Origin of the sequence: Faecalibacterium sp. Marseille-Q4137 (assembly GCF_017377535.1) — a bacterium.
In the GTDB taxonomy this organism is placed as follows: Bacteria; Bacillota; Clostridia; order Oscillospirales; family Ruminococcaceae; genus Faecalibacterium; species Faecalibacterium duncaniae.
This window is the reverse complement of sequence record NZ_JAFREK010000030.1, coordinates 26,009-39,332: the sequence shown is the minus strand read 5'-3', so window position 1 is coordinate 39,332 and position 13,324 is coordinate 26,009. Positions and strand designations below refer to the sequence as shown.

General features: G+C 45.4%; 8 protein-coding genes. All 8 read right to left on the bottom strand.

Features of this window, described 5'->3' with window-relative positions:
- Positions 1–232 precede the first annotated feature (232 nt).
- The 8 genes from J3353_RS11815 to J3353_RS11780 all read right to left on the bottom strand — a co-directional run bounded on the left by J3353_RS11815 (position 233) and on the right by J3353_RS11780 (position 13,323).
- A complete protein-coding gene (locus J3353_RS11815) occupies positions 233–1,630 on the bottom strand; it encodes a relaxase/mobilization nuclease domain-containing protein (RefSeq protein ID WP_055230829.1) in 1,398 nt (465 codons plus the stop codon).
- A 72-nt stretch (positions 1,631–1,702) separates the two neighbouring features.
- Positions 1,703–2,122, bottom strand: coding sequence for a hypothetical protein (locus tag J3353_RS11810; RefSeq protein WP_195255137.1), 420 nt, complete (start codon positions 2,120–2,122; stop codon positions 1,703–1,705).
- Positions 2,101–2,433, bottom strand: a complete 333-nt coding sequence (gene mobC, locus J3353_RS11805; protein ID WP_055230827.1) for a plasmid mobilization relaxosome protein MobC — start codon at positions 2,431–2,433, stop codon at positions 2,101–2,103. The genes J3353_RS11810 and mobC overlap by 22 nt, the downstream gene beginning before the upstream one ends.
- Complete coding sequence (locus J3353_RS11800; protein WP_242700941.1) at positions 2,433–9,326, bottom strand: SNF2-related protein; 6,894 nt, start codon at positions 9,324–9,326, stop codon at positions 2,433–2,435. Before J3353_RS11800 ends, mobC begins: the two co-directional genes overlap by 1 nt.
- A 130-nt stretch (positions 9,327–9,456) precedes the next feature.
- Positions 9,457–10,851, bottom strand: coding sequence for a group II intron reverse transcriptase/maturase (gene ltrA / locus J3353_RS11795; RefSeq protein WP_012743282.1), 1,395 nt, complete (start codon positions 10,849–10,851; stop codon positions 9,457–9,459).
- A gap of 521 nt (positions 10,852–11,372) precedes the next feature.
- Entirely contained in the window at positions 11,373–11,711 is a 339-nt protein-coding gene (locus J3353_RS11790) for a TnpV protein (protein ID WP_148342160.1), read from the bottom strand.
- Positions 11,712–12,514: 803 nt separating this feature from the next.
- Positions 12,515–12,724, bottom strand: a complete 210-nt coding sequence (locus tag J3353_RS11785; protein ID WP_055230825.1) for a transposon-transfer assisting family protein — start codon at positions 12,722–12,724, stop codon at positions 12,515–12,517.
- Positions 12,721–13,323 (bottom strand): YodL domain-containing protein, encoded by a 603-nt coding sequence (locus tag J3353_RS11780; RefSeq protein WP_055230824.1) that lies wholly within the window; start codon positions 13,321–13,323, stop codon positions 12,721–12,723. The genes J3353_RS11785 and J3353_RS11780 overlap by 4 nt, the downstream gene beginning before the upstream one ends.
- Position 13,324: the final 1 nt, after the last annotated feature.

Sequence of the window (13,324 nt, the reverse complement as noted above, 5' to 3'; positions counted from 1 at the left end):
ATTTATAGCTAATCCTACTTTTTATGAAAAGCACTTAGTACTTATTTATATCATTACGGTGGGGTTAATTCTCGTAAATTGCTTTTTATGCACAAGAAGTCCCTTCTATTTTGGTGATAAAATAAGAAAATGCTTTTATCGTTAAATAACATTATTATGAATAAAAATGGGAAATCGTTAAAACGCTATGGTTTTTACGATTTCCCATTTTTGTCCTACAATTTAAAATATACTAATCCAAATTTTGCTGTTGCGTTATAATCCTATTTTTCCGATCAATACCAAGAATATGTTCTACAGTTTGTTTTGCAATCAAGTATTCCTGCATATCCTTTTTCACTTGTCGGTACTCGGCATAAGCTTCCTTTTTTCCTGATAAAAGGCGATGATACTCTTCATTCAAAGATTGTCTAGTAGGAACCTTTTTACCAGGAAGCTGATCGAACGCCTTCTTTGCCGCTTTATGAATTTGGATTTCTTCTCGATGTTCTTCAAAGAATTTTATGCTGTATCCAGATTTGCGATAGGCTTCATACACCGATCTGGTTCTTGAATAGTTGTTGATGTGAGTCTGTAATGCTCCAATCTCAACCATTCTTTTTTCATTGGCTTTAATAGTATCAGATAGCTCTGCAAAGCGGCTACTGAGCTGTTCTGTCAAGGCAGTCAATTCTTCATAATTGCTGATGCCTTTTTCTTTCAAAAGGCAAACCGTTCGGGCAGCTTCTTTGCGGTTATATTTCTTTGCCCACCGCTCATAGCCCGCTGATTTACCTTCTGCCATCTTTTCCTGAATATCTATCAGCAGATTAAACTCTCTTTGAGTATGAACCTGCCTGCTTGCTCTGGATGCTTTCTGAACAGACTTACCGGACAGAATTGCAATTATATCCTCCTGACTGTATCCCTCTCCAAGAGAGCGCAGACGAATAAATCGCTTCTCCCCACTATGCCGGAAAGCCGGTTGCTTTCCATCCTTAAATTCATACCCCAGCTCTGAAAGCTGAAAAACAAAATCCGAAAAATCTTTTGGTTTCTTTTTTAATATCTGGTCGATTGCCGCACACAGCTCATCACGCTTGGTACGCTTTTTCGGATAGATCGTTCTCTTGACTCGTTCCCGGTATGGCTTTGGCTCTATAATTGATAAGCCATGCTCAATACAAACCATATCGCTTAATCGCTGAACCGCAAGCCCGGAAAGAAAAAAGTTCTTGAATTTACGGGTACAGTCCAGAGAAGTGGAGTTATAAATGATATGGTTATGGATATGAGAACGATCAATATGTGTCGCCACGATAAAGGCGTGTTTTCCTTTTGTCCAACGCATTGCTGTTTCATATCCGACTTGGTTGGCTTCTTCTGGAGTAATCTCTCCCGGCTTAAATGACTGGCGTATCTGATAGGCAATGATGTCATTTTTCTGCTGTCTGCCTGTGATATGCTGATATTGTCTTTTGGTCAGGAGAAATTCTTCATCGGCTGTTTTGGGGTCACATTCATAAGAGCTGATATATTTTCCATCTTCTGTTTTCGCAGCATTTTGGGAATAATCTGTACGATCTGCCAGACACTGTGCTACCGTTTTTCCCTTGTTAATATGAAGGGCAATCAGTCTTGTTGCTGCCATTTTCTCACCATCCTCTCAAAAAATAAGACTGCCCGCAGGCAGCCTTATTGGTAATTTTATGAAAAGATAAAATCACGTAGGTTTTCTTTGATATGTTCTCCGATTTCTTGGAACAGGACAAACAGGAACAACACCGCATAAACCGCCAGCCCAATTCCAACCAATAGACCAAGCTGCAACCACAGAGATTGAAAAACGCAGTAAATGCAGCAACCAAGAATATATAAGATCAGTGCTCCTATGGCAAAGGAAGAAACATTCACGACAAGTTTTGCCAGAAGGCAAATCAGACCTAATACGAACAGCACAGGCAACGCAACCAGCTTTAAGACCATTTTCCCTACAAATTTCAGAAACCTCATAGAAACACACCCCTTTCTTATCTTCATTATACTGTTTTGAAAAATAAAACACAATGATGTCAATATGTACGGCTGCGGCAATTTTCTTGCCACAGCCCATTTTTATGATTACTGAATACTGGACAGGCACACCAGCACCTCCTTCATGTCTGTCCAGATTTCCTCCAATCGTTCCTGCAAATCCCTGATGTCCGACTCATAAATATTGCCGGTTTCATTGGCTCTTTTAGCATACTGATTCAGGTTGTTGCTGCATCTTCTCAGAAGGGAAACCAGCTCTTTCACATCCTGTAAATCCAGGTTGATGCAGTATCCATCCAGAGCCATCTTCCTAAGATATGCCCCCATGCTCCGGATACCTAGCTCATCCATTTTTTCATGGATTCGCTGTACTTCCTCTTTCGATGCCAGGAAGTGAACATCCTGGTCCCGTCTGCCCATTACAGCACCTCCTCACGCCCACCAGATGCTCGATATGGAGGAATATGCTCTGACTTGGCTTTCAGATCTGCCAGCACAGAAGGTTTATCTGCCTGTTCTGCTTCCTCACGCTCCGGCATGGAGTCCTCCATATTAAGAGCCGCATCCAGTTCTGCCAGACGAGCACTTTTTTCAGCAAGCTCCGCTTCCTGTGGGAAGGGTTTTCCTAGTTCCGCTCTGGTCGCTTCCTGCTGATTTTGAAGATTGGTGAGCTGTTCATGGGCTTTCTCCAGCTTCTCAGGGATGCTGGAGAGGGCATTATCCAGTCGGATGATATTTCCCCTGGCATCAGTTCCAAGCGATACACGATGGCTTACAGCGCCTTTCAGGGTAATATCAAAGTCATGCCGGAAACTATCAAAGGAAAGTTCCATCTGAAAACCACGATAACTGCCAAGAGGGATTGGCTCGGTCGCTTTCATCTCCTTGCAGGCGGCAAGAATCATTTCACCGGCATCCTCTTTTTCCATATAGTGCTTGCCCAAAATTTCCATACCGCAGAATCCTTCCACAATCTGCGGATGAGTTGTAACCGTTTGGATGTCTGCTTCAAATCCACGAATATAGCCTGTCTGCCTTTCAATCTCCGCAGGGAAGTATTTCAGGAGTTTATCTTCCATGCGATACTGCTGGCTCTGATGGTCAGCTTTTAGAACCTTAAGCCTTGCCACATCAATGTCCAAGTCCATTTTTTCTTTAATCAACGGATTCCCGGCACACAGAGCCTTAATTTCGGCATAGGACAGAGCTTGCTCGTCTACATCATCACAGGAACGGACAGGCGATTTCGAGGTCATAATCTGAGAAATGAATTTTTGCTTGTTTTCCAGTGTCTGATAAAGATACGCATCAAAAGTTCCCTCGGTTACATACTGATAGATCTGAACCTCCTTGTTTTGATTGCCCTGACGGATAATTCGACCATTTCGCTGGGTCATATCAGATGGACGCCAGCCCACATCCAAGTGATGAAGCGCCACCAAGCGATCCTGGCAGTTTGTTCCGGCTCCCATTTTCTGTGTACTGCCCATCAGCACACGAACCTGACCAGTACGCACCTTTGCAAACAATTCTTTTTTCTTTGCTTCAGAATCTGCATCGTGAATAAATGCAATTTCTTTCTCTGGCACACCGGCTGCTATCAGCTTCGCCTTGATGTCATCATAAACATTAAACGTGCCATCGTTTTTCGGGGTGGAGAGGTCACAGAACAGAAGCTGGGTCAGCCTGTCAGCTTTTCCTTCTTCCCAAATCCGCAGCACATTTTGCACACAGGCATTGAGCTTGCTTTCCGGGTCATCTGGCAACAGAGGATTGATTAAACGCTGATCTAACCCCAACTTTCTTCCATCGCCGGTAATCTTGAGCATATTGTCCTCGGATGGGTCAACCATACCGGAATGAACCGCCGCTGCACGTTCCGAAAGGTCTGCTACCATGTCTTGCTGATAATCAGAAGGCTGCACAACAACCGTTTCAAATTTCGCATCCGGCACTGGGAGGTGAAGCTGGTCGGAGGTTTTAATATCCGCAACTTCCTTAAACATATTCATGAGTTCCGGAAGATTAAAAAACTTTGCAAATCTGGTTCTGGCACGATAGCCGGTTCCTTCCGGAGCCAACTCAATAGCGGTGGTTGTTTCACCAAAGGTAGATGCCCAGCAGTCAAAATGGGTCAGATTTTTCTTTTGAAGTGTGCCGTACTGAAGGTATCGCATAACAGTATAAAGCTCCGTCATGGAGTTCGATACGGGAGTACCTGTTGCAAAGATAACGCCTCGCCCGCCGGTCAATTCATCCATATAGCGGCACTTCATAAACATATCCGAAGATTTCTGTGCTTCCGAAGTGGAAAGACCAGCGACATTCCTCATTTTTGTGTACAAAAAGAGGTTTTTGAAAGCGTGGCTCTCGTCTACAAACAGCCGATCAACGCCCAGCTGTTCAAAGGTAACAACATCATCCTTTCTGTCAGTAGAGAGAAGTTTATCCAGTCTGGTTTGCAGGGATTTTCTCGTTTTCTCCATCTGTTTGATGGTGAAATTCTCGCCGTTCTGATATTTGAGTTCTGCAATCGCTCCCTCAATCTCATCAATCTGTTCACGCAGCTGGCGCTCCTGACGTTCCGGAGAAAGAGGGATTTTTTCAAACTGACTGTGACCGATAATGACTGCATCATAGTCACCGGTGGCAATTCTCGCACAGAATTTCTTGCGGTTTGCCGTTTCAAAATCCTTTTTGGTTGCCACCAGAAGTTTGGCACTGGGATACAGATGAAGAAATTCATTTGCCCACTGCAAGGTCAGATGGTTGGGAACAACAAACAATGCCTTCTGGCTCAGTCCCAGGCGTTTACTTTCCATAGCGGAAGCCGCCATTTCAAAGGTTTTGCCCGCACCAACCTCATGTGCCAACAGGGTATTCCCACCATACAGCACATGGGCAATGGCATTTCGCTGGTGTTCCCGAAGGGTTATATCGGGATTCATGCCACCAAATCGGATATGGCTACCATCGTATTCACGAGGTCTGGTGGAGTTAAACAGTTCATTATACTTGGTCACAAGTGCTTCACGGCGGTGCGAGTCTTTCCAAATCCAGTCTCGGAACGCATCCTTGATTGCCTGTTGTTTCTGCTGTGCCAGAGTAGTTTCCTTTTTGTTCAGCACACGCTTCTGCTTGCCATCCGCATCCTCAATGGTGTCGTAGATACGAATATCTTTCAGATTCAGAGTTTCCTCTAAAATACGGTAGGCGTTGGCACGTTCCGTACCATAGGTCGTGTATGCTGCCACATCATTCTGGCTCGGAGAACTCTTTCCGTTGATTCTCCATTCTGCTGTCAGTTCCGAAAATTTGACCTCAATCGTGCGGCGGAGATAATACGGAGTTTCAAAAGTTTCCTGCATGAACTGCTGGATATAGGCAGAATCAATCCATGTTGCGCCCAGACGGACATCAATTTCAGAAGCATCCAAATCCTTCGGCTGCGCCTTTTCCAGTGCCTGCACATTGATTTCAAAAGAACTGTCTTTCTGTGCAGCCATCTGTGCAATCCTCAGCTTACTTCTCACATCGCCGGAAAGATACTCATCGGCTGTCTGCCAGCCCGAAACAGGGTCATCCGGAGCCATTGGGTCTTTAAAAATCACACCTTGCAGCTCGGTTTTAATGGAATCATATTCGCCGGGAGTCCCCAGCAGTTCTGCCATATAAGGCAAATCCACCTTGCCATGCTCACCAATAGAAATCGCAAGTGCTTCAGACGGTGTATCCACGCTGTTCACTTTACGTTCCGGTTTAATGGTACGCTTAGTGAACATATCCGCTTTGCTCTTGAGATGACCATCCTCATCCAAGTTTTCCAGTGAACACAGAAGATAATAGCTGGAATCATCAGCAAAAGCCTGACTGTTGGCTCTGTTGTTGATTAACCCGTTTTTTGCGGTAAACGCATCATAGGCAGCATTCAGCTCTACCTGTTTTGCCTGAATCATATCATCCGGATAGTCCTCCAGCTGATATTCAATCAGTTCATTTACAATGCGGCGAAGTTCCACCATGCCGCTGACACGTTCTTTGGCTTTGTCGTTCAGCTCTACCAGACGCATGACAGAGTTTTCCCGGAAATATACCTCATCGTCTACAACCGTGTAGGAGAAGTTTTTCACATCTGGGCGGGCAGGAATGGTAATCTGTTCTTTTTCCTGGCTGTTTGCTTCTTCAGTTAGCTCCGCAGGAGCATAAGTGCCACCGATACGGGTAACAGCTTCACGAAGAAGGTCAGCCAGTTCCATATCTTCACGGGGACGGACTGTGAGATCATCCTTACCATATTGGGTACTTTCCATAGAAAGTTCTCCCAAAACCATTTCCGGATGCTCTACAAAGTAGCTGTTCATGGTGTAACCATCCGGTGTAGTATTCAGCTGCACCCAGTCCGGCATGATGTCGATGGGGTGGTCACGCTTTTGCAGGAAAATGATGTCAGATACAACCTCTGTACCGGCGTTTGCCTTAAATGCCGTATTGGGCAGTCTAATGGCTCCCAGGAGTTCCGCTCTCTGTGCCATATATTTTCTGGCATCAGAATTTTTTGAGTCCATCGTAAAACGGCTGGTCACAAATGCAACCACACCGCCCGGACGAACCTGATCGAGCGTTTTTGCGAAAAAATAGTTATGAATAGAGAACCCCAACTTATCATAGGGCTTATCCGAAACCTTATAGTTGCCGAACGGAACGTTGCCGACTGCCAAATCATAAAAATCCCGGCGATCCGTAGTTTCAAAGCCCGCCACCTTGATTTCAGCGTTAGGATAGAGTTTCTGAGCGATACGCCCACTGATGGAGTCCAACTCCACTCCATAGAGATTGCTGTTTCGCATGGCGTCAGGGAGCATACCGAAAAAGTTACCGATACCCATTGCAGGTTCCAGAATATTTCCTGTTTCAAATCCCATCTGTCCGACCGCATCATAGATGGCACGAATGACGGTAGGACTGGTATAGTGGGCATTCAGGGTACTAGCTCGTGCTGCGGCATATTCTTCCGGAGACAGGGCTGTATAAAGTTCTCTGAACTCCTCAGCCCAGCTTGCCTTGTTTTCATCAAAAGCAGCTGCAAGCCCACCCCAACCGACATATTGGGAAAGGATTTCCTGTTCTTCCGGAGTAGCATTTCGCTCATCAAACTCCAATTCTTTTAGGACACGGATTGCATCCATATTGGCTCTGAATTTTGCTTTCGCTCCGCCCTCGCCAAGATGGTCATTTGTGATGTGAAAATTGATTGCTGGAATATCGGGACTTTCCTTTGTTTGAATTGCAGTTTCAATTTTTTGAACCAAGTCCAGAATCTCAGGGTTTTCCCAACCAGCAACTTTTGTGTAATCCTGGACAAGTTTATCTTCGCCATCTTTACACTGAATCAGATCCAGGCTACCGGGGAATGGAGTCCGTGTGTTTTGCACTCCCAGAGCTTTCATTCTTTCAGATGGAAGGGACTTGTATGCTCTCATTGCGTCCTCGAATGTGCTGTACTCCTTGAGCTGAAGCGCCCCTCGAACCTGCAAATCTTCTACCACATAGTAATGGTCGATAAAATGTTCCGGCTCAGCTGTGGCAACAGTTTTTTCCGGTTCTTCACCTGAAATAAATCGGGCATTGCGTTCATCCTGTCTTAAAAGGCGTTCAAAATTCTCTTTGCTTTCCGCCCGATAAATTGGGTACACCATTCCTGGAGGCAGCAACTGTACATCAGTAGTTCCAATGGCAGTGATATTGTATGCTTCTCCCTCCAGAAAAACAGTGTCACCCACCTGATAAACCGGTTCCTGTGTTGCTTCAAATTTAGAGCGTTCATTGTACAGCCACTCCGCAGATTCTTTGGCAGAAACCGCTTTTTTGACTTCCTGCAAATAATCGTTTGCCTGCCACTCACTGGTGAATTCCTCACTGACACCCTCATCATCTACATAGATTTCATCCCGAATATCATCCCAGACAGCATAACCGTTTTCTGTTTCAATCACACTGAATCGCTCATAGGATTCTTCTTCGGCAGCAATAGCTTCTACATCACGCATGACCTGTGCAACAAACGGGCTTTCTTCTGCTTCATCCACAGAGGGTGCTTCTTCCTCCAAGTCGATTACCGGAGCATCTTCCACACGGAAGCCTTTCGGCGGTGGGTCAAGTTCGCTGAGAAAATCTTGTGGGATGGTGTTTCCCTGTTCGTCCCGATACAGAACAACAGTGAATGGAACACCATAGAATGTTTCATCTTCAATATTCTTGATAAACTGTTCCGGATCAGTATATTCAATCACTTCACCCGGTCTGCCATTTGTTCCAAGATATTCAATGCGTCCCACAGGATTCGGCTCGTTTTCTATATCCGATGCTCGTTCTTGTTGAACATCTTTCAAAACTTCAGGAGAAATATAACGCTCCTGCTTAATCAACGAATCAATGCGATTGGCAACCTGTGTCCAGGACAGCTGCACCTTATCACAGCCGCTTTTGGTGTATCGGATTCCTTTGGCATCGTGATCTTCACCACTGCCAGAAGCACCGGAAAGCGCATGAGAACGACCGCCTGTCCCATACTCATTTTTCAAAAAGTCCGCTTTTTCTTTTGCAGAATGTCCTTTCTGCCAATACTCATAAATACGGGCTTTTCCACCAGAGAAACCACTGCCCCCGGACAGGGATTCATTGATTTCATCATCCGTAATAAACTGACGGACAAGAGGTGGCATGGTCATACTGCTCTGATATTCTCTGAGTGGCAGATCAAGCTCATCCAGTCGCTGTGCCAAGCGTTCCAATTTGTGATAATGGAATCGCAGCAAAGAAGAATCCTCATTGTGTGCCTGTAAAAAGTTCTGATATTCAGCTTTCAGTCCGGCTCTGAATTGACTATCATTCAGCTTTTCAGCCAGCTCTGCTGTTTCTGCCGGAAATCCCACACTGCGGACTTCCTGTAAAGAAGGGAAGAAGCCTTGTTCTCTGGCATTATCAGAAAGATCATGATACAAATACCAAAGAGATTCTGCGACCTTTGTTCTCTCATAACCCGGAGCCTCCACCAACTCTACATTGGTGGCATACTCGCCATTCTCCAGTAACTTACCGATACGCTCGGCGGCTTCCTGCCAGGATACGATCTGTCTGGACGGTGCAAAACGGGCAGTCTTTCCTCTGGCAAGATGAATACACTGCTCATCAAACCATGCGCTGACCTCATGACTATCCAATTTAAAGCCATTGCTGCCACGATAGAGTGCAGGCAGACGCTTTGCAATCTCCTCTGTGGATTTTCCTTTCATATATTCCAGTGCCACCATCATTCGGAGATTAGCTTCATTTCCGCCAACAGTAAGCACCTGGTCGATCTGATTTTCAGATAATCGAGTAGGAGGCGGTGGCTAACCGCTGTCCTCTCACAGCACCGTACGTACCGTTCGGTATACGGCGCTTTCAATAGTTGACGTGCACTGACTGATAGGCTGTGGCTAAATCATAAAAGCCGCTGTTTATCAGTCTTTCTTTTGTCATTGCCATGTTTACTGCAACTGTATGCGTTGCGAACCAATGTCCCCGTCGGGTATTACCCGCTTGCATTGCCAAGTCTTTGGGTACTCCCATCTTGATAAGGTTACGTACCTTCGTCCTTGGTTTCTTCCATTGTTTCCATATGCACATGCGTATTCTGTGATAGAGCCATCCGTTGATGTCATCTATGTTGTTCTTCATGCTTGCAATTCCGTAGTAGTTAAGCCATCCTCTTGCATATACTTTGATTTTCTCAAGGCTTGGCTTGATTGACTGACATCGCTTACGGGAAGATAACTCCTTCAGTCTGGACTTAAACTTCTTCCATGACTTCGGATGAACTCGGACATATATGCCTTTTCCGTTCCTTCCCAATGCAAAGCCAAGGAATTTAAAATTTCGGATTGCAAACACGCTGACTGTACGGCTCTTTTCTCGGTTGACTGTAAGTTTCAGCCTCTCCTCAAGATATTTTGTACTGCTTTCCAAGAGTCTCTCTGATGCTCGCTTGCTCTTTGCAAGAAGCACGATGTCATCTGCATATCTTATGCATGGAACACCTCTTTTCAGGTATTCCTGGTCGAACTCATTGAGGTAGATGTTTGCCAGCAATGGTGATAGATTTCCACCTTGTGGTGAGCCTTCCTCTGTGTCAATGACCACTCCGTTTTCCATTACACCGCTTTTCAGATAGCGCTTTATCAACTGTACTACACGTTCATCTTTTACATTCTTTCGGAGAAGATTGATGAGAATTTCGTGATTAAGAGTATCGAAGTACTTTGACAAGTCAAGGACTACAGCGAATGTATAGCCTTGTTCTGCATACTCCTTAACCTTAAGTATTGCATCTTTTGCACTTCTGTTCGGACGATAGCCATAGCTACCATCTGCAAACAGCGGTTCATAGATTGGCACTAACTGTTGGGTTATTGCCTGTTGAAGTGTACGGTCTATCACTGTTGGTATGCCAAGCTTTCGCACACCACCATCTGGTTTGGGAATTTCAACTCGTCTTACTGGAGACGGAGTATACTTTCCACGATAAATGCGGTCAGTTATCTCTTGTTGATGTTCCTTTAGATATGGAAGAGCCTCTTCAATGGTCATGCCATCAATTCCCGGCGCTCCCTTGTTTGCCTTAACTCTCTTATACGCTCTGTTAAAGTTGTCTTTATACAGTATCGTTTCCAAAAGTCTCGGCTGTGCACTGTCTCTTTCTTTCCATATCCGATTGAATGACCTAGACGCTTTCACATACCCTTCATGTTCCGCATTATCTCTTTGCGAACAGCCATTGTTTTCAATGTTTTCTGCCATAGACGGTCATTCCTCCTTTCTCGGTCATACTCAAGACTCCTACTGATTCGGTCCTTCACCTCTCGGCTACTATGACCTCTGCTGACTTCTGTGCGTTCAGCATTGCTTTATGCAATGGTTACCTCTTTCAAGGCATACCGCACAGACCTCCCTAGGTACCACACGTTTCTTCCTCTCCATCCATCTGCCTCATTTATCATGCATGATTCCGTGTAGTTATCGGGCTTCAACATGGCTTGCTGCCTTACCCACATGCATGACCTCATATGAGATTTCTGTTCGTCAGACCAGAGATTTGCCCGTGAGTTGGTATATTCCTCACATCCAGCTTCCTTCAGATTCCATCTCACGATGGACACCCTTGCTTTCGGCTATATCCTTCCCACTACCGGGCGGATTCGGGACTTTAACCCGTTAGAAACGTGCGCCGCTAGGCGCACAAGAAAAAGCAGAGAGCGTTTTGCTCTCTGCTTCGTCAATAAAGCTGATTTGTTCTGATTCTGAAAGGAAAAGGTTCAAACTCAGCTGTTGATAAGCTCCGCTGTCACGATTTCCTCTGCCTGTGCTTTCAGGCTGTTCATGTGCTTCACCCATGCCATCTGCTGTGTTGCTTTGTCCGGTGCCGGATTCTTCTCCAGCAGTTCTGTCATCAGCTGCTCCACTCTGCGGTGCGCTGTCTCGTCGATCTCCTGGAGATGCGGGAACAGCTGCTCGCTGAGAATCAGATCGTTCAGCAACATCGGATTGTTCTCTTGCAGAAACGCCCTCCGCATTCTGCCGTACTTGCCCAACGGTTTCGTTTCGGTGTTCTTCAGTTCGATGTCCGGAATCCGGTAATCCCCGACCTGTGTGTAAGTCATTTCGTTCATAATCATGGCTCCTTTCCACGGTTTTTGTCTGTTCAAAGGCTTCTATGGCTTTTTCGATTTCTCCAAACATTCGAGAGCTGACTGCATTGACCGCCGTACCCAGAGCATTTACCGTCTGACGGGTATTAAAGTCGAATACATTTTGAAAATCTTCATGCTCAAAATAGTTATCCGGATTCTCGGTAATACGGCTGTACATCGCATAGGAGACACTATTTGCCACTGCGGTCTTAAATGCTACCTCGATGTTATATTCATCATACTCCTCAAGGAAGCTATCTGCAACGATGTCGAGGATCGGCTTTTTGAAATCGTCCCAATACTCTCTGGCAAGGTTGATTGCGATATTTTCCAGCTGATATTCCAGAATTCCCTCTGACGGAACCTGAAAGACACGTTCCATCTCATCCATTATAAAACGGCGGTTTTCATCGGTCACTCTCCACGGCGTAATTGACGGAGAAGAACGACGCACACCTGTGTCCGCCACATCAAAGACATAACGCAGATACGGTTTATCCTGGTTCATCACAAAAAGGGCAATACCAGTGGAACCCCTTTTCACATAGCGCCGATACTGGTCTGTGTTCCATTCCTCATAAGGTTTGCACAGTGTAGCATTGGGACGCTGCGCATAAATCATCACCTGTTCTGGATAGGTGAAATCATAATTTCGAGCCATCGTTGCCAGAAAAGAAGTCCAGTTTTCTCGGTTGGCAGTAATTCTATGGATCGTTTCTCTTGCCACACCGGAATAATACCTCTCTTTCGGATTCATTATTTCCCTCCAATCTTTATAAATCCAGAGAAAGACTCAGCTTTTCAAAGACTTCATCATCCATATCTGATAACTTCTGCAAAACAGAGTTGGTCAAATCCAACAATTCTGTTTCATCCTCCTCAAGCTGCTCTTTCATCTGCTGTAATGCTCCATACAGCCCCATTCTGGTTCCTGGGCTGTACAGAAGTATCAGCATTTTTTCATCAATGGTTAAATCCATCATTCCATCTCCCTCTCTGTTCGGGCTTTGGGCGGTTTATGGGGACTATCCAGAACAGGCTGTTCTTTCAGCTGTGCCAATACAGAAGAACGTTCTTCCGTTGCAGGTGCTTTGCCATTATTGATAACGCCATCCAGCATCCCATAATCGTCCTCCATCGCCATCTCTGCATTTTTCAGGTAGTTCTCCGGCTTCATAAAGCCCTGAAGCTCCTGAAAGCCGATAGAATCCACATAGTGAAAAGATACCACAGCATCGGTTTTCAGTGCCACGATGTCGCTGACGGACAGGCTGTGCCCCCGGAAATCCTCTGGACGCTCCACATTAAACTTTGTGTACAGCCCTTCCAGCATGGCAGTCTGGTCAGTATAAGAGGAGAGCGGAGCCACATAAACCACATCATAATGGTCAATGTTCGGCTCTTTTCCTTGACGTTTCAGGGCTTCATAGGATTCAAAGCGTTCATAAACGGTTTCATCTGTACGGCGCAGCTGCAAAATCGCATACGCATCCGTGGTACTGTCCAAAAATGCTTGCAGCTTTTCACCATTATCGAGATTGCCATCGACTTCATTCCAACGTTCAATCTTTTCCTGTGACATA